The organism is Exercitatus varius (assembly GCF_029577735.1).
Taxonomy (GTDB): Bacteria; Pseudomonadota; Gammaproteobacteria; order Enterobacterales; family Pasteurellaceae; genus Exercitatus; species Exercitatus varius.
In genome coordinates this window covers 25,265-43,195 of record NZ_JARQTO010000005.1, presented here as the reverse complement: position 1 = coordinate 43,195, position 17,931 = coordinate 25,265, and the positions used below count along the sequence as shown (strand labels likewise).

Sequence of the window (17,931 nt, the reverse complement as noted above, 5' to 3'; positions counted from 1 at the left end):
CGGTTTCAGTTGTTGTAGCTCCCTTTTTCATTTCGCAGTGCTATAATCGTAAATCAAAATCACTGGCAGAGGTAGCAGTTGTAGCTCCCTTTTTCATTTCGCAGTGCTATAATATCAAAGAGCTGAGGCCTTATTAGATAAGGGTTTAGCTCTTTTTTTCTTTCGGAAATTTGGGCAAAAATATATAAAGTGCGGTCGTTTTTTTTAGATTTTTTAATGTACAGGCAGATATTTATAAGGTTTTATATCGATATTAAAAGAGTAACATCTGGTTTGCATTCACTTTTTTCTCTTGTATTTTCAATTCTCCCAATAAAATGCTCATGCTGGCAAATTGTTTTTCAGTGACTTCTAAGCAACGGATCGAACCTTCTTCAGGTAAATTTTCGCAGAGTCGTTTGTTGTGTTTTTCTAGAGAATCGCGTCCTCGTACGATTCGGCTATAAACGGAGAGTTGTAGCATTTGATAGCCATCTTTTATAAGAAATTGACGAAACTGATTAGCAGCTTTTCGTTTTGCCGCCGTTGTAACCGGTAGATCAAAGAAAACGATAATACGCATAAATTTTGCCTCACTCATAGATGTGTTCCTTCAGCGGTAACATTTCAGGTAGTTTAAGTCGTTTGGCATCTTTAGATAGTAAAGCGATTTGTAGTGAACCGACGGTTCGATCTATGGCGGCAAGTACACTAAAAGTTTGATCTTGAAAACGCATTTGATAATGCAATAAGCCGATTAATTTTTGTTTTGTTTCGGGAGTAAGACCGGATTCTAAACATTCTTTTTTCCATAATTTCCATACCATTAAATCAACGATAGGACGGAACGGTTCAATAAAATCATCGGCAAGATTAAAGGCGTTCAGTTCGCTGTGATGAAATAAGCCCAGACTAGGTAACCAACCGTATTGAACTAAAGAACGTGCAACCGCCGATCGCAGTACGGTGTATGCATAATTAAGATGCGCATTAATATGATTTGCCTGCCAGCGACGAAAATCTTTGCCGAATGCGGTCTGAAAGTAAAGTAGCGCAGCTTGTGCTTCAAAATTTTCTTTATCGCCTGATTTTACGTTATTAGCCATTATTTGTAACTTTTTTGCTTCGGTAGAATGTTCCGTATGTTCCAACACAAATGCTTGATTGCGGATCTTTTGTTGTACGATGACCTGCCAAAGCTGTTTTTTCTGAGGTAATGAAGCTTCTAGTTGTAATTTTAGTGTTTTAAGCTGACGATGATATTGGGAAAACGGTAACCACTGTCCGCAAGGTAAAAATTGTTCGTCACACGTCAGCAATGTGATACCGTTTTGAGCTAAAGCGGATAAAAGTGGAATGGTAATCACCGTTTCGCGGTTTTCCACTACGATTACGGCAATATCTTCCAACGGCACGGTAAATTCATTTTCTGATTGTTGAATAAGCATTTGGCGATGTTGCAGGGAAAGTTTGCCGCCATTACTGATTAAAATGCTTCTCCATGTCATTTTATGGTTCCTTTTATATAAAAATCCCCACTTCCAGAAGAAGCGGGGATTAAAGTTAACGTACGTTCTGGCGTTTGCCTGGACGGCAAAGACGAATATTTTTGCCGAGTTCATCGACTTGGTATTTTTCAAAAGAAACAGCTGTTTTTACGCCTAAGCCTCTATGTAATCCATCTTTTCCTTTTGTTTTTTCCAAATCGTGTTCCTTAATACTTATTGCGGCTGTAGCCCGATCACAACCGGAGTAATAACCAAAAAATGTTTCTTTTTTTGTTATGACTTTAATTAAATCGTTAGGATACACGGTAAATTCAAATTTAAACGAATCATCAATTTCATCCCATTGACTTTCATCTTTATTAGCGATAATCGCCTTATTCGGTAAAATCCCTTTTGCTACTTGCCAGGTATAAATCGGCACAAGGTAATATTTACCGTTTTTAGTAAAGACATCCACCCTTACCATCGAAGCATTATCGGCAATACCTTTACCGTTATGTACAAGCACACCTGTTTTTTGTACCATTTCAACCCGAACGGCTTTTACTTGCTGTCCGCCTTTTTTATAAAACGGTTCGGCAAAAGCTTTTGCCGGGTCATCCTTAAATTGATTTAAACGGGTTTTTAGCGCTTTGTAAAGTTCGGATTCCCGTTCGCGGTTTACCATATTCTCAAGTAAACTCGGTTTAAGCTGAGTTAACGGCACTTTTAAAATACTTATACCTTCATCCAACCGTTTTGCCGATTTAACTGTTTCCAGATGTCCTTGTCCGGACATTTTCCGGTTTGGCGCGCGGGAAACGAACAACGGTTGAACAAATTCATGGTTTGCTTGCGGACGATCCGGTAATTGTATGATTAAATCCTCTTTCGGTGTATCGCTGAATACTCGAATTTCAACTTCCTGCCGGAAATATTTCCAAGGTTCGGGAAAGTGAATGGGAACGTTTTCACCGGTTTTACGATCAGTTCGCTCGCCCGTAAATACGTTACCTTCTTTAAAACGGACAAAATTTGTTATTCGCTGTTGCATGGAAACTGTCGAACAGGCGACTATTATTGCATCAACCGCGTGGTGACGATCATTCTCTTCGCGATTTTTGCTAAGTCCCCAACGCCGACGTAGTAATGCCGTAATTTGTCCGTTTGATGCGAAGACTTTATTCTTATCTTTTCCTAACAGTAACATGTTATTCGTAATAAATTCACACAAAAAACGAGCCACATATCGGGTATCGTTTAAGTTTCGCTTTTTGAAACCGTCCTCATCCAGTTTCTGCACTAAAATCCGTTGCTTTTTCGTATAAGAAAAACGGCTACCATTGACTAAAGCGACAAACATTTTCCAACGTTCCGAATTTTCTTCACCGCCAAGCCATTCATAAGGTGTTTGGCTACCCTTATTTTGATTTTCATTTTTAAAGACCAATACCTTATTATTCAGACTGTCATCCCAAGTGCGTGAGAAAGGCAAGGCGTGATCAATTTCCACATAATTGTTTTCCAATAAACGGGTTAAATCAATCTCTTTACCCGAATACAGAGATTTGCCTTGCTGTAGTTCATATAGACGAATTTTAAGAATGTCTTGGGTCTTCGGTTCGCCGGAAAAATCAGGAAAAAATTCTTTGAATTTTTTGACCGCACTTTCACGTTGATTTCGGTTTTCATCCTGACGTTTCTTAATTTCATGACGCTCTTGAAAGGATTTGCCGACTTCCCGACCGGTTTCAATATGTACTCGAGCAGGCGAACCGTATAAACGTATAACACCGTTAATGACTTTACGGGCCTGGGAAAGCGTACGTAAAACAACGGGATTACGGATTTCATCGGTAGGAATCTGTGGTAAATAAAGATTTTCTTCTCGTCTCTGCTTGTCGTGATGATCACCGTAAATCGCTTTACAGGCTTCATCATAACGTTGCCCTTGTTCCATTAGCGGTAGAATTTTGCTTAAACATTGCAAAGATAATTGGATGAATTTATCAAATCCAATATTGTTCAGCAGGGCGTCTAAAACCGGTTTTGGAAGCTTATTATTAAGGTATTTTGTAATATCTTCATCGGTCTTATAAAGTGAAAATGCCGTACCGATTTCATCCAGCAGTTCGGGTTTGGTTGCCAAGCCTTGCCATTCGGTTTTCAGACCGTTATTTTCTAAAGCCTTACGAATAGCATGAAAGGCTTTCATTTCCATTAATATTGCCGATTCGACGTTGTCTTTAATATAACGTAAATCCTTGAAGATAGCGTTATCGGAAAGCTCTAGCAGTTTGCGTAACTGAGCATAAGTGAATTTGGATTTTTCGTACGGCTGATTAATTACAAGCCGGCGTTCGGACTCTGTTAGCCCCCGTTCCGTGCCGTTTTCTAAAATACGTAAATTATTTAATTTAGTCAGCCAGACAAAACGTTCGGCGGAATAGGTATTTTTAGCGGCTTTGTATTCGGTTTTTTCATGAGTACATTTCCCCAGCATTTTTAGAACGGCTTTGCCGGAAAGCGCTTTCTTTTGGCTCATTAACAATGCGGAAACTTGCTGCTCCAATGAGATAGAAGTATAAGGATTCCCGAGTTCTCGCTGTATGTTAAATAGCAACTGTAATTCTGAATGTAAGTCAAGACGGTCGAAGGTATGCGTATATTCACCGCGTTGATTTCGGATATGGCCCGTATCTTCCTTAAATTTTTTAACGGCCAATTCGGCAGGAGAACGATAGTCGTTCGATTGTAGTAACCTATGGTTTTCTTTTACGCCTTTGAGCAAGGAGCCAAGTTCTTTATTGTCTGTTTTGCTTTCGTTTTTACGCTGTGATAAATAGCCGCGATGCTTGATTAAATGCAATAATACCGCCGCCCATTCTTTACGTTCCAGTTTATGCGTCAGTCCTTTGACACGCAGTTCCCAGGCATTAATGGGTAAATTTTGAAGTTCGGTCGGCGAACTGAAATCTTCCGCCCGTAACAGGCCTTCGCGTTTTAACAGACGTTTAGCGCGTAATAAGCGGTGCGCCCGACGGCGGATAAGCCGCCGCGTGCTGCGTGCCAGTCTTCGCTCCAACGCTAATGAATCGCCCGTTTTGGGCACTTCCGCCCGCTCAAATGTTCGAACTCCGACATCAATAATACGTAACGGATTTTCCTGTTGATCAATTTCAATGACCGCCCAACCGACAGATGCGATACCCAGATCTAAACCTAGAATATAAGTTAAATGAGCATTTTCCATAGCCAATTCCTTGCAATATATGAAATTGCTGGAATTGTAACAACGTTTTGTTTGAAAATAGAAATACATTGACAAAAAATTTAGATAAATTTACAATTTATGCCGTTGTAATGGCACTGCGAAATGAAAAACGTTGTTACAATAAGGTTTTTCTGAAAAGATTATACCGAAACGTCCTGCCCCTTGAGGTTTCTCAAGGGGCATCGTTTTTTATGATTCTTTGCTGAATAAAACGAAAATAAAAAGACCGCACTTTGATTCATCTTTCAAAAGTGCGGTCAAATTTTCATGAGTTTTTTGGATTAAATATCTAAGTTCGCCCGTAATGCGTTGGTTTCGATGAAGTCGCGGCGCGGTTCGACTTCGTCACCCATTAAGGTGGTGAACAATTGATCCGCTTCGACGGCGTCTTTGATTGTCACCTGCAGCATGTGACGAGCTTCGGGATCCATTGTGGTTTCCCAGAGCTGCTCAGGGTTCATTTCGCCTAGCCCTTTGTAACGCTGCACGGTTAAGCCGCGGCGGGATTGCGCGACCAACCAGTTGATGCCTTCTTCGAAGCTGTTAATCGTTTTTTTGGTTTCGCCGCGTTGAATGTAGGCGGTGTCTTCCAATAAGCCGTCGATTTTTTTGCCCAATTTCAACACGCGAGCGTATTCGTTGCTGTGGGCGAAATTGAAGTCCAGCAGGTAGTTGGTGTCGATACCGTGGGAGCGCACGGTCAGCACAATGTCGTATATATTTCGTTCGCCGTTGAACTGCGTACGCACGCGATAGTGATTGCTGTCGGTATCCTGTTGTTCCAGTTTTTTCACCAAAGAATCCGCCCAATTTTCTACCGCACTTTGGTCTTGCAATATAGCGTCGGAAAGTTCGGGATAATAGATTAACGCTTTTAATAAAGCTTCCGGATAGCGGCGGTGCAGCCGTGCAATCATTTGTTCTACGCCGTTGAATTCGGACACCAGGTTTTCCAGCGCCAAGCCGTTCATGGCCGGGGCGTTTTCATTCACATACAGCGCCGCGTCTTCCAGTGCGATCGCCAGTTCGTATTGGGTCATGGACTCATCGTCTTTCAGGTATTGTTCCTGTTTGCCTTTCTTCACTTTGTAAAGCGGCGGTTGGGCGATATACACGTAACCGCGCTCGATCAATTCCGGCATTTGACGATAGAAGAACGTCAGCAGCAAGGTGCGGATGTGCGAACCGTCCACATCCGCATCGGTCATGATGATGATTTTGTGATAGCGCAGTTTTTCCGGATTGTATTCGTCGCGTCCGATACCGCAACCCAAAGCGGTGATTAAGGTGCCCACTTCCTGAGAAGACAGCATTTTGTCGAAGCGCGCTTTTTCCACATTCAGAATTTTACCTTTTAACGGCAAAATCGCCTGGTTTTTGCGGTTGCGTCCCTGTTTTGCCGAGCCGCCCGCGGAATCTCCTTCCACCAAGTAAAGTTCGGACAGCGCCGGATCCCGTTCCTGGCAATCCGCCAGTTTACCCGGCAGACCGGCAATATCCAGTACGCCTTTGCGACGGGTCATTTCACGGGCTTTGCGGGCCGCTTCACGCGCACGGGCCGCTTCCACAATTTTGGTGGCGATAATTTTGGCGTCGTTCGGGTTTTCTTCCAGATATTCCTGCAAACGTTCGTTCATGGCGGATTCCACCGCGCCTTTCACTTCGGAAGAAACCAGTTTATCTTTGGTTTGAGAGGAGAATTTCGGATCCGGCACTTTTACGGAAATAATGGCGACCAGACCTTCACGCGCATCGTCGCCCGATGTTTCCACTTTATCTTTATCGCTTTTGCCTTTCTTGTTCAGGCCGGCTTTATCCATGTAAGCGTTCAGGGTACGCGTCAGCGCTCCGCGGAAACCGGCTAAATGGGTACCGCCGTCCCGTTGCGGAATATTGTTGGTGAAACAGTAAATGTTTTCGTTGTAACTGTCATTCCATTGCAATGCGACTTCCACGCCGATACCGTCTTTTTCCGTGCTGAAATAAAACGGCTTTTGGTGAATCGGGGTTTTGTTCTGATTTAAAAATTCCACGAAGGCCTGAATGCCGCCTTCGTAGTGGAAATGATCGCTTTTGCCGTCGCGTTCGTCAAACAGCTTGATGGACACGCCCGAATTCAGGAAAGAAAGCTCGCGTAACCGTTTTTTCAGAATATCGTATTCGAAAACGGTTTTGGTGAAAATGGAAGAGCTCGGCCAGAAACGTACCATTGTTCCGGTTTTTTCGCTGTCGCCGATGACTTTCAACGGCGCTTCCGGTTCGCCCAGATGATAGAACTGTTCGTGTACATGCCCTTGCCGGCGGATGGTGAGCTGCAGTTTGTCAGAAAGGGCATTGACCACCGAAACCCCTACGCCGTGCAATCCGCCCGACACTTTATAGGAGTTATCGTCGAACTTACCGCCGGCATGTAATACGGTCATAATAACTTCCGCCGCCGAAACGCCTTCTTCCGGGTGAATATCCACCGGAATGCCGCGTCCGTCGTCCTGCACGGATACGGAATTATCTTCGTGAATGGTGACGATAATATCTTTGCAGTAACCGGCTAATGCTTCGTCGATGGCGTTGTCCACCACTTCAAAAACCATATGGTGTAAGCCCGTGCCGTCGTCCGTATCCCCAATGTACATTCCGGGGCGTTTACGTACCGCATCCAGGCCTTTCAATACCTTGATGCTGCCCGCGCCGTAATTTTCGGCTGTGTTTTCTGACATAGAAATATCTCTTATTTGTTGCAAAAAAGTTGGCGAAATTATAGCAGAAACGGCGGAAAATAGCACGGATTAATGGCGCTAAAGTGCGGGCAAAAAAACGAGAGTTTTTTGCCCGCACTTTACCTGTTTGAAACTAAAAATCTCCGGTTCTTTACCGGAGATTTTCATAATCGATAACATGAATTAGCGCGTTAAATCAATTCGATACACCGCAAATCCGATTTCATCCGTGCCCACGAATGTCATCGGGTGTCGGGCGTTGGTTCGGATAAACGCCGTGGCTTTTTCCGTCGGCGAGGTTTCAACGCGGATATCCAGTTTCACTTTGCTGTGGATCGGCGCAATTCTCCAGTTTTTGTCCACCGTCGGAGAGACTTCGCCCTTCGCTTTGCTGTTCGACGAAATGTAATTCACCAGAATCTGACGATTTTCGTCCGGCGAGGCGAACACGATGTGATCATTGCCCGTGCCGGGGAATTTATTGCCGTACGCGCGGTAATTATTGGTGGCAATCAGGAATTGCGCTTTGGGATCAACCGGTTTTCCTTTAAATTTTAACTTCACAACGCGATGCGCCTTCGGGTTAATCAGATTGCATTCGCCGTCATAACGCGGCGGCTGGGTGATATCGAATTGATATTCCACGCCGTCAATGATATCGTAATTATAAGTGCGGAAACCGTCCCAGTTTAAAAGGGACTGCGGTTTTTCGCTGGCTGCGTCAATTTGGTTGAACATGCCGGCGCTGCATTCCAGCCATTCCTTCAGTTCCGCGCCCGTAATGCGGAGCACCACCAAGGTATTCGGATACAGATATAAATCGGAAGCGTTGCGGAAAGTTAATTGCCCTTTATTGACTTCAGTGAAACCGAGGGGATCGTTTTTACGTCCGCCTACTTTGAACGGCGCCGACGCACTTAACACCGGCAATTTAGCCAGTTTCGGCAGATTTTTGATGATTTTTTCAGTGTAGGCTTTTTGCGCGCGGTTCACGATTTGTACCGTCGGATCATCCTGTACTAACGCCAGATAGCTGTACATGTTATCGCTTGAGCGGCCGATCGGTTGCGCGACGAATCTGCGTGTGGCTTCGTGCACCGGCTGCAAAAGTTCGGTGATTTTCGGATGATTTTTTACTGTCGGCGCTTTCGCCTGTTCATCATAAATCGGACGCAAAGCGGAAGAACCGTCTGTAACCGTCCATTTTCCCCGACGTTTTGCCAGCGTTAAGTCAATCACGGCGATATGGTTCGCCCAGTATCCGGCCATGGCGGCGGGAACGTTTCTGACGGTACCTTTCGCGATATCCGTATGAGGAAATTTTTCGAATTCTTTACTTGGAAACAAGCCGTGAGAGTGGCCGAAAACAATGGCATCAATGTCTTTTACTTCCGCTAAATGAAAGGCGGCATTTTCCATTCCCGCACGGTAAGGGCCGTTGAAAGGACCGGTATGCGCCAATGCGATGATAATATCCACATCGTTTTTTTTCAGAATCGGAATATATTTGCGCGCGGTTTGGACGATATCGCGCACTTCCGCTTTACCGGCCAGGTTTATTTTATCCCAAACCATGATTTGCGGCGGCACAAATCCGAGATAACCGATGCGGATTTTTTGTTTATTGCCGGCCTGATCCAGAATTTCTTTTTCCTGCACGGCGTAAGGTTGGAACATGGGTTCATTAGTGCCTTTTCGCACGATATTGGTATTAATGGTCGGGTAATGCGCCTGTTTGATGACGCGGTTCAGGTATTCCAGACCGTAATTAAATTCGTGGTTTCCCAGCGTGCCGACATCGTATTGCATTGCGTTATTGACCAGAATCGCCGGATGCGGTTTGCCTTGTTTGGCGCCTTCCGCCGCCTGGTAGTCCGCAATAGGATTGCCCTGGATTAAATCGCCGTTATCCACCAGAACGGAATTCGTTACTTCCCGACGCGCCTGATCAATCAGGGTGGCGGCGCGGGTGAAACCGAATTTATCGGTCGGGGCGTCTTTGTAATAATCAAAGTCCGTTAAAAAGCAGTGAACGTCAGTCGTTGCGATAACGCGTAATTTTGCCTGGCTGTCGTCGTCCGCCGCCCAGCCGTAACGACCGGTTCCCAACACCAGCATGGCGCCGGTTCCAAGTCGGATAAATTTTCGTCTGTCCATGTCTACTCCACGGTTATTTTTTAATGCGAAGTCGCGCTCAAATCATATTGCCGCATCAGCTTTATTAAAAGTGCGGTCAAAAAACGCAACGTTTTTTGACCGATGGCCCGAAAGGGCGCAATTTTCTCAAGGACGGAGAATAAACATTCACACCAATGATAATTCCACATCCATTTCACGGATTTTTTCCTGCGCGTTTATCACTAATCCTTTGTCGCAAATAATACGATTAAATGTTGTCAACGGAAAGAGTGAAAATGTGGCGACTTTGCCATATTTTGAGGAATCGGAAACCAATACTTTGCGTCTGCTGGCCTGAATAATGGCGCGCTTGACCGAAATTTTGTCTTCGTCCGGCGTGGTTAACCCCGACAAATTCCACGAAGAAGTCGAAATAAACGCCAAATCGACGGAGAGCTGCCGCAATGTTTGCGCCGCTAATTCGCCGACGGAAGAACGGTTGGCTTTATTGACGGTGCCGCCGATATGAATCAGGCGGCATTTGCAGTTAATCATCAGATAATTGGCAATCACAAAATCATTGGTGACGACTAACAAATCCTCGCGCTCGGTAATATATTTTGCAATTTCAAGCGTTGTGGTACCGGCGTCTAAATAAACCACGCAATTTTGCGGGATCAGATCCGCCGCCGCTTTGCCGATTTGTTCTTTTTGATCGTGGGAAAGCCGCGATTTATCATCGTGAGGCAACTCCGTTTCCAGTCTTTCCAGCAATTGTACGCCGCCCGACACCGAGATGACCTTGCCTTCGCTCTCGAGTTTTTGGATGTCTCGCCGAATTGTCATATGCGAAACGTTTAAATGTTCCATTAACGTGTTAATGCTGATTACGCCGTATTTTCGGATAAGTTCAAGCTCAATGCGAAGTCTCTCTAAAGGTATCATCTTATCTCCTTGAATATACGGTTTCTCATTATATGACTTTATATCGCATGATCAATCCATATCTTTTTTGAACATATTTTAACAATATTTATCATTTTTGCGATCTTGATCACAGATTTTCACAAATTCATCGGGCAGAATACTCAGCGTTGTTACAGCTGATTTATCTTGAGGAGGATTCATAATGAATAATCAATCTTATTCTGTCGCCGTTATCGGTTTGGGCTCGATGGGCATGGGCGCCGCCGTATCCTGTATTAATGCGGGTTTGAACACTTACGGCATTGATTTAAATCCGGCGGCATTAGAAAAATTAAAAGCCGCCGGCGCTAAAGACGTCGCAACAAACGGTGATGAATTTGCACAAAATTTGGATGCCGTTGTGGTGTTGGTGGTTAATGCGGCGCAAGCGAATTCCGCTTTATTTGGCGAAAACGGTATTGCAAAAAAATTAAAACCGGGGACGGCGGTGATGGTGTCTTCCACCATGGCGGCGGCTGATGCGCAGGAGATTTCACAAAAATTAACAGAATTGGGGCTGATTATGCTGGATGCGCCGGTGTCCGGCGGGGCGGCAAAAGCCTTAAAAGGCGAAATGACCGTGATGGCGTCGGGTTCACAGGAAGCCTTTAATAAACTACAACCGGTTTTGAATGCCACCGCCGCGAAAGTCTATAACATCGGTGAAGAAATCGGATTAGGCGCAACCGTGAAAATCGTGCACCAATTGCTGGCCGGCGTGCATATCGCGGCGGGGGCGGAAGCGATGGCGCTGGCGTCAAAGGCCGGCATTCCGTTAGATGTAATGTACGATGTCGTCACCCATGCCGCGGGAAATTCCTGGATGTTTGAAAACAGGATGAAACACGTGGTGGACGGCGATTACACGCCGTTATCCATGGTGGATATTTTCGTGAAGGATTTAGGTCTGGTGAACGACACCGCAAAATCCCTTCATTTCCCGCTTTATTTAGCCGGCACCGCGTACTCCATGTTTACGCAAGCCAGCAACGCCGGTTACGGTAAAGAGGACGACAGCGCCGTGATTAAAATTTTCAACGGCGTTAATCTTCCGAAAAAAGGAGCGTGACTATGTTAGGCGTTATTGCAGACGATTTCACCGGAGCTAGCGACATTGCCAGTTTTTTAGTGGAAAACGGGCTCAGTGCGGTGCAAATGAACGGAATTCCGCAACAACCGATCAATAGCAAAGCGGATGCGATCGTGATCAGCTTAAAATCGCGTTCTAACCCTGTTAACGAAGCGATTGAACAATCCTTAAGCGCGTATAAATGGTTGAAAGAAAACGGTTGTAGTCAGTTTTATTTTAAATATTGTTCCACTTTCGACAGCACGCCGAAAGGCAATATCGGTCCGGTAACTGATGCGTTGCTTGACGAATTAGGCGATGATTTTACCGTGATTTCGCCGGCTTTGCCTGTGAACGGTCGCACCATTTTTAACGGTTATTTATTCGTAGGCGAGCAGCTGTTAAGCGAATCGGGCATGAAAAATCACCCGATTACGCCTATGACCGATGCCAACTTAATGCGTTTGATGGATGCGCAGGCTAAAGGCAAAACGGGGTTGGTCGCCTATGCGGATGTGATTCGGGGCGCTGCGCGCGTGAAAGAGCGTTTCGCCGAGTTGAAAGCGCAAGGCTACCGCTACGCCGTAGTGGACGCGGCGGATAATTCGCAGCTTGAAGTGCTTGCCGAAGCGGTGGCGGATTTCAAACTCGTCACCGGCGGTTCCGGTCTGGGCGCTTATATGGCGGCTCGGTTAAGCGGCGGCAAGAAAGGCACGAACGCCTTCACACCGAGAAAAGGCAAAACCGTGGTGCTTTCGGGTTCTTGTTCGGTGATGACCAATAAACAGGTGGAAAAATATCGCAAAAACGCACCGCACTTTCAGCTTAGCGTAGAACAAGCGATGAATAATCCAAACTATGTAGAAGAGCTTTATCGGTGGGTGATTGCAAATCTTGACGCGCCGCTTGCGCCGATGGTTTTTGCAACGGTGCCGCCTGATGCGTTGAAAGCGATTCAGAATGAATTTGGCGTCGATAAAGCCAGCTGCGCCATTGAACACACTTTCGCGCAGTTGGCGCTTAAATTGAAACGATATGGTGTGACCAATTTCATCACCGCCGGCGGCGAGACCTCGAGTATTGTGGTGCAGCGGCTTGGCTTTTCCGGTTTTCATATCGGCAAACAAATCGCTCCCGGCGTGCCTTGGTTAAAAGCGGTGGAGGAAGAGATTTTTCTGGCGCTTAAATCGGGCAATTTCGGCCAAGAAGATTTTTTTGAATACGCACAAGGAATGTTTGTATGAGGGATTTAGAACAAAAAGAATTAATGGTAAAACTCGGGCGTTCTTTTTATGAACGCGGTTACACCGTGGGCGGCGCCGGTAATTTGTCCGTGCGCCTTGATGACAATCGCGTGTTAGTCACGCCGACAGGTTCTTCTTTAGGTCGCTTGCAGGCGGAACGCTTGTCCGTGCTGGATCTGAACGGCAATTTATTGGAAGGCGATAAACCGTCGAAAGAATCGGTGTTTCACTTGGCGATGTACAAGAAAAATCCCGCCTGCAAAGCCATCGTGCATTTGCATAGCACCTATTTGACCGCACTTTCGTGCCTGGACGGTCTTAACCCGAACAATGCCGTGCGCGCCTTCACGCCCTATTATGTGATGCGCGTAGGTAAAATGCAGGTCATTCCTTATTACCGTCCGGGTTCGCCTAAAATTGCGGAAGAACTCGGTAATCGCGCGTTAACGGGCAAGGCGTTCCTGTTGGCAAACCACGGAGTTGTGGTGACGGGAACCGATTTGTCGGATGCCGCCGATAATGCGGAAGAATTGGAAGAAACCGCAAAATTATTCTTCATTTTACAAGGACAAAAAATTCGTTATCTGACTGATGAAGAAGTGAAAGATCTCGAAAACAGAGGAAAATAATTATGCCTAAATTTGCAGCAAATCTAACTATGATGTTTACGGAAGTGCCGTTTCTTGATCGTTTTGAAGCGGCGGCCCGGGCGGGATTTAAATATGTGGAATATTTATGGCCTTACGATTATCCGGCGCAAGAATTAAAAGCCAAACTCAATTTACACGGATTGAAACAGGTGTTGTTCAATTCCCTGCCCGGCAATATTGCCGCGGGAGAATGGGGCGTATCCGCCATTCCGGGCAGAGAGGAGGAAAGCCGCCGACATATCGATTTGGCGTTGGAATATGCGCTTGTGCTGGAATGCCCTACGGTTTTAATTATGGGCGGCGTTGTTCCGCCGGGTCAAAGCCGCGCCAAATATAAACAAACCTTTATCGATAATTTACGTTACGCTTCGGAAAAATTTAAACCGCACGGCATCAATATCGTACTGGAAGCATTAAGTCCGCAAGTGAAGGAAAACTACTTAATGAAAACCCAGGACGACGCCCTGGAAATCATCGATTTAGTGAATCGGGACAACGTGTTCCTGCAGCTTGATTATTATCACGCTCAGAATGTGGAAGGTAATCTGGCGCGTTTAACCGATCGCGTGAAAAACGTGCTTTATCACGTGCAAATCGCCTCCGTTCCGGATCGTCACGAGCCGGATGAGGGTGAAATCAATTATCCGTTTATTTTCAATAAGTTGGATGAAATTGGTTATCAAGGTTATGTGGGCTGCGAATATAATCCGCGCAGTGACACCGCCGCCGGGTTGGGTTGGTTCCAAACCTATAAATAAAGACCTGAAAAGATGATGCGCGGCGGGATGACGGAAAGCCCGCCTGCAAAAAACTTTCAAAATTTTGACCGCACTTTTCATTATCAATGAGTGAACGGTGCAAACCTGAATAAAGCGTTTCATTGAAGTGAAGCGCTTTTTTAAATCGAGGTGATGATATGTCAAACGGCAGTCTTATTCTTATTGGCTTGGTGAGCGTGATCGCGTTGCTGGCCTTAATGATTCGCGGTAGAGTTCACCCTTTCTTAGCATTGGGCGTGGTCAGTATTGCCGTGGCGCTCAGCGCGGGTATTCCGCTGGGCGATGTTATTCCGACCTTAGTCAAAGGCATGGGCGGAACCCTGGGCAGTGTCGCCCTCATCGTGGGATTGGGCGCCATGCTCGGTAAAGTGATTGAGAAATCAAACGGCGCCGATGTGTTGGCAGGTTGGTTATTGGATAAATTCGGCGAAAAACGCGCCGCTTTTGCCTTGGGCGCCACCGGCTTTATTTTCGGCATTCCGGTTTTCGTGGACGTAGGCTTTATCGTATTGTTGCCCATCATTTTCAGCGTGGCGCGCCGCATCGGCGGGAACATGCTGGTTTACGCCTTACCGATCGGGCTGTCCATGTTAACGGTGCACGTCATGTTGCCGCCCCATCCGGGCGTAGTCGCCGGTGCGCAAGTATTGAATGCGGATATCGGTTTTGTTCTGGGCGTCGGTTTTTGCGCAGCCTTGCCGGCTTATTTGCTGGGACAGCTGTTTATTCCGTTCTTTACTAAACGCACGTTCATTCATGTCCCCGCTTCAACGGATTTGATTCAATATCAAAAACAGCTATCGCATAATGCCGACGGGTTACCTAAATTCGGCACCGTGTTAACCATGATTGTGTTACCTTTGGTGCTTATTATGCTAGGCACCATCACCGCCACCACCTTACCGAAAGGCAATATCGTGCGCGATATTTTCAGTATGGTCGGCAGTTCGCCCTTCGCTTTATTGCTTGCCGTCTGTATTTCTTCTTATGTTTTAGGCATTCGCCGCGGCTGGGATAAAGAAAAACTGGAAGAAATTTTGAATTCTTCGTTAGCGCCGATTGCCGGTATTATTTTAATCACCGGTGCCGGCGGGATGTTCGGTAAAGTTCTGGATGCCAGCGGTGTGGGCAAAGCCTTATCCGAAGTCTTGGCAAGCACGGGATTGCACGTCTTGGCTTTGGGTTTTATCCTTGCCGCTTTGTTACGCGCCGCCCAGGGCTCGGCAACGGTTGCGACCATTACGACCGCGACCATTCTTGCGCCGGCAATTAATGCGGGCGGATACAACGGCGTGCAAATCGCGCTCATTACCGCCGCTGTAGGCGCGGGCTCGATGACGTTATCCCACGTAAACGACAGCTTATTTTGGGTTTGGACAAAATTCTTCGGTATCTCGGTGGCGGACGGCTTAAAAACCTGGTCGGTTCTCACAACCATTTACGGCGTGATTGCGTTTCTGATTGTCAGTTTGATGTGGATGGCGGTTTGATTCGCGAAGGCGGAAATCATATTCTGCACCTTAATCGGTCGGCGATTAAATCCAACCTTTGGGGTGCAGATGATGCTTACTTTTGTTGAGGTGTCCGATATTATTTTTTAGCCCGTAACACGCGAAGGGCGTAGATGCCGATTCCTGCGACGAATACGATTAACCCTAATACCTGCCCGACGGTGCCCCAATCATTCAACGCTAACGCCAGCGGGGCGTCGGAGCCGCCGGATGTGACGGAGCCTGCGATAATAAAGGCAAGTAGAACGCCGATTAAGCTTTCGCCCACGATTAAACCGGCGGCGAAAAGCGTACCGTAGCGATCCGCTTTTTTCTTTATCTCGTCCGCATTTTTGCCGCTGCGTTTGGCATAACTTTCAATATGGCGATTGATGAGCCAAGCCAGCACCGCGCCTACAACAATCGGTGCATTGACCGCCGGCGGCAAATAAATGCCCATTCCCACGGCAAGAACCGGCAGGGCAAAGCGTCCGTTGCTGGATTTTTTCAGCAAGGCGTCCACAATAATTAACGCTATGCCTAAAGCGATACCGGTGAAAATGTACGACCATTCCAGATTATGGGAGAAAATGCCGTTGGCGATAGTCATCATCAAAGTGGCTTGCGGCGCGGATAACGCTTGGGCCGCATCCATGCCTTCGCGTGGCATTGCACCGCTGAAACCATAGGCATTGAACAGGATTTCGAGCACCGGCGCAATAACGAAAGCGCCTACGATACAGCCGATGATTAAGGCAATCTGTTGGCGCCAAGGCGTGGCCTGTACCAACTGACCGGTTTTTAAGTCCTGCAGGTTATCGTTGGAAATGGCGGCGGTCGTCATCACGATAGAACCGGTGAAAATGGTTAACGCGGTTAAGAAGCGTTGTCCGTCTTCGTGTGCGGTTAAGCCTAAGCTGTTACCGATTGTCATGAGAACAATAGAGGTAATCACTACGGAAATAATGCCGATACCGGAAATCGGGCTGGAAGAGGAACCTACCAATCCCGCCATGTAACCGCAGGCAGCGGCGACAAAAAAGCCGATTACCACCGCAAGAGCGGTACAAACCACGATCAGCAATAACGCCGCTTCCGCCGAAAGCGAAACGGGTTGCACAAAGTTATACAACGCCAATACGATTAACGCCACGCTCACTAAGGTGATGAAACCCATGGCTTTGGGCGATAAATCCTGTGAAGTGCGGTCGGATTTTTGCACGTTTTTGTCACCCAGCGCGCGGAAGGATTGGCCCATGCCCTGCAACATCGGTTTTAACAAAATCAGTAGCGTCCAGATTGCCGCGATACCGATAGTTCCCACACCGATAAAACGCACTTTGGTTTTCCAGATATTCATTGCGTAACCGATCATTTCCGCATCCGCCGGCATCGGATCCGCCGCCGTAAAATACGGCACGGCAACGCCCCAGGCGAGGAAAATACCCGCTAAAATGGCGATACCGCCCACCATGCCGACCAAATAACCGGCGCCGAGTAAGGCGAAAGAGAATCCCATCGGTACCTGAAAAACGGCATTGCCGCCTTTGAACCATAAGCTGGCGCCGTCGGCGATAATGCGTAATCCGTTGGTGCAAAATCCCACGATAGCCGCCAATATTCCGCCGGCAGCGATTTCTTTGATACCGCTTTCGCCGTTATGGCTTTCGTCATGACCGGCTTTCAGAATTTCTGCCGCGGCTACGCCTTCAGGGTAAGGCAGATCGCTTTTCACCACCATTACATGCCGCAACGGCACGGTGAAAATTACGCCTAAAATCCCGCCCGCCATACAAACCAATAAGGTTTGCCAGAACGGGAATCCCTGCCAGTATCCGACCATCAGCATTGCCGGTAGTACGAAGATGACGGAAGATTGTGTGCCCGCTGAGGACGCTTGCGTTTGCACCATGTTGTTTTCAAGAATATTCGAACCCTTGAAAAATTTTAATACCGCCATAGAAATGACCGCAGCGGGTATGGATGAAGCAAACGTCAAGCCGACTTTCAGCCCTAAATAAACGTTAGAGGCGGTGAAAATCACCGTAATCAGCGCGCCTAACAACATTCCTCGAAATGTGAGTTCTTTTAGTGTCGGTTGATTCATAATAGATTTCCTTGGTTAAACGGATTTTGAGTATAGACGAACTACGGCGAA

Annotated in this window: 12 protein-coding genes and 1 CRISPR repeat array (1 of these 13 running past the window's edge); of the genes, 5 read left to right on the top strand and 7 right to left on the bottom strand. The window is 46.6% G+C overall.

Annotated elements, in window-relative coordinates:
- Positions 1-113: a CRISPR direct-repeat array (repeat unit 36 nt; unit sequence GTTGTAGCTCCCTTTTTCATTTCGCAGTGCTATAAT) (it extends 386 nt beyond the left edge of the window).
- A 140-nt stretch (positions 114-253) separates the two neighbouring features.
- The 6 genes from cas2 to P7M01_RS05915 form a co-directional block, all read right to left on the bottom strand.
- The gene (cas2, locus tag P7M01_RS05940; protein ID WP_317476080.1) at positions 254-580 is read right to left on the bottom strand and encodes a CRISPR-associated endonuclease Cas2; all 327 of its coding nucleotides are present in this window, start codon (positions 578-580) and stop codon (positions 254-256) included.
- Complete coding sequence (gene cas1, locus P7M01_RS05935) at positions 573-1,487, bottom strand: type II CRISPR-associated endonuclease Cas1 (protein WP_317481295.1); 915 nt, start codon at positions 1,485-1,487, stop codon at positions 573-575. The genes cas2 and cas1 overlap by 8 nt, the downstream gene beginning before the upstream one ends.
- Positions 1,488-1,542: 55 nt before the next feature.
- Complete coding sequence (gene cas9, locus P7M01_RS05930) at positions 1,543-4,719, bottom strand: type II CRISPR RNA-guided endonuclease Cas9 (RefSeq protein ID WP_317483062.1); 3,177 nt, start codon at positions 4,717-4,719, stop codon at positions 1,543-1,545.
- 302 nt (positions 4,720-5,021) lie between these two features.
- A complete protein-coding gene (gene gyrB / locus P7M01_RS05925) occupies positions 5,022-7,457 on the bottom strand; it encodes a DNA topoisomerase (ATP-hydrolyzing) subunit B (protein WP_317483061.1) in 2,436 nt (811 codons plus the stop codon).
- 183 nt (positions 7,458-7,640) lie between these two features.
- The gene (cpdB, locus tag P7M01_RS05920) at positions 7,641-9,614 is read right to left on the bottom strand and encodes a 2',3'-cyclic-nucleotide 2'-phosphodiesterase (protein ID WP_317486330.1); all 1,974 of its coding nucleotides are present in this window, start codon (positions 9,612-9,614) and stop codon (positions 7,641-7,643) included.
- Between the two features lie 147 nt (positions 9,615-9,761).
- Positions 9,762-10,520 carry a DeoR/GlpR family DNA-binding transcription regulator gene (locus P7M01_RS05915; protein WP_317483059.1) on the bottom strand — a complete coding sequence of 253 codons (759 nt, stop codon included), beginning with the start codon at positions 10,518-10,520 and terminating at the stop codon, positions 9,762-9,764.
- Positions 10,521-10,704: 184 nt separating this feature from the next.
- On the opposite strand from P7M01_RS05915, the gene ltnD reads away from it, so the two are divergent.
- The 5 genes from ltnD to P7M01_RS05890 all read left to right on the top strand — a co-directional run bounded on the left by ltnD (position 10,705) and on the right by P7M01_RS05890 (position 15,773).
- Entirely contained in the window at positions 10,705-11,610 is a 906-nt protein-coding gene (gene ltnD, locus P7M01_RS05910; protein WP_317477818.1) for an L-threonate dehydrogenase, read from the top strand.
- Between the two features lie 2 nt (positions 11,611-11,612).
- Positions 11,613-12,854: a 3-oxo-tetronate kinase gene (otnK, locus tag P7M01_RS05905; protein ID WP_317483058.1), complete on the top strand. Its 1,242-nt coding sequence runs from the start codon at positions 11,613-11,615 to the stop codon at positions 12,852-12,854.
- The gene (gene otnC, locus P7M01_RS05900) at positions 12,851-13,483 is read left to right on the top strand and encodes a 3-oxo-tetronate 4-phosphate decarboxylase (RefSeq protein ID WP_317477816.1); all 633 of its coding nucleotides are present in this window, start codon (positions 12,851-12,853) and stop codon (positions 13,481-13,483) included. The genes otnK and otnC overlap by 4 nt, the downstream gene beginning before the upstream one ends.
- Before the next feature lie 2 nt (positions 13,484-13,485).
- A complete protein-coding gene (gene otnI / locus P7M01_RS05895; RefSeq protein ID WP_317477815.1) occupies positions 13,486-14,262 on the top strand; it encodes a 2-oxo-tetronate isomerase in 777 nt (258 codons plus the stop codon).
- A 158-nt stretch (positions 14,263-14,420) separates the two neighbouring features.
- Complete coding sequence (locus P7M01_RS05890; protein ID WP_317477814.1) at positions 14,421-15,773, top strand: GntT/GntP/DsdX family permease; 1,353 nt, start codon at positions 14,421-14,423, stop codon at positions 15,771-15,773.
- A 100-nt stretch (positions 15,774-15,873) separates the two neighbouring features.
- On the opposite strand, the gene P7M01_RS05885 is transcribed toward P7M01_RS05890, so the two are convergent.
- Positions 15,874-17,880 carry an OPT family oligopeptide transporter gene (locus P7M01_RS05885; RefSeq protein ID WP_317483057.1) on the bottom strand — a complete coding sequence of 669 codons (2,007 nt, stop codon included), beginning with the start codon at positions 17,878-17,880 and terminating at the stop codon, positions 15,874-15,876.
- Between the last annotated feature and the right edge of the window lie 51 nt (positions 17,881-17,931).

What these genes read in the sequence shown, in the direction of transcription:
- P7M01_RS05890 (WP_317477814.1), top strand. Translation starts at nt 14,421, where the DNA reads ATGTCAAACGGCAGTCTTATTCTTATTGGCTTGGTGAGCGTGATCGCG.
- P7M01_RS05915 (WP_317483059.1), bottom strand. Translation starts at nt 10,520, where the DNA reads ATGATACCTTTAGAGAGACTTCGCATTGAGCTTGAACTTATCCGAAAA.
- otnI (WP_317477815.1), top strand. Translation starts at nt 13,486, where the DNA reads ATGCCTAAATTTGCAGCAAATCTAACTATGATGTTTACGGAAGTGCCG.
- cas1 (WP_317481295.1), bottom strand. Translation starts at nt 1,487, where the DNA reads ATGACATGGAGAAGCATTTTAATCAGTAATGGCGGCAAACTTTCCCTG.
- cas2 (WP_317476080.1), bottom strand. Translation starts at nt 580, where the DNA reads ATGAGTGAGGCAAAATTTATGCGTATTATCGTTTTCTTTGATCTACCG.
- cas9 (WP_317483062.1), bottom strand. Translation starts at nt 4,719, where the DNA reads ATGGAAAATGCTCATTTAACTTATATTCTAGGTTTAGATCTGGGTATC.
- P7M01_RS05885 (WP_317483057.1), bottom strand. Translation starts at nt 17,880, where the DNA reads ATGAATCAACCGACACTAAAAGAACTCACATTTCGAGGAATGTTGTTA.
- ltnD (WP_317477818.1), top strand. Translation starts at nt 10,705, where the DNA reads ATGAATAATCAATCTTATTCTGTCGCCGTTATCGGTTTGGGCTCGATG.
- otnK (WP_317483058.1), top strand. Translation starts at nt 11,613, where the DNA reads ATGTTAGGCGTTATTGCAGACGATTTCACCGGAGCTAGCGACATTGCC.
- gyrB (WP_317483061.1), bottom strand. Translation starts at nt 7,457, where the DNA reads ATGTCAGAAAACACAGCCGAAAATTACGGCGCGGGCAGCATCAAGGTA.
- cpdB (WP_317486330.1), bottom strand. Translation starts at nt 9,614, where the DNA reads ATGGACAGACGAAAATTTATCCGACTTGGAACCGGCGCCATGCTGGTG.
- otnC (WP_317477816.1), top strand. Translation starts at nt 12,851, where the DNA reads ATGAGGGATTTAGAACAAAAAGAATTAATGGTAAAACTCGGGCGTTCT.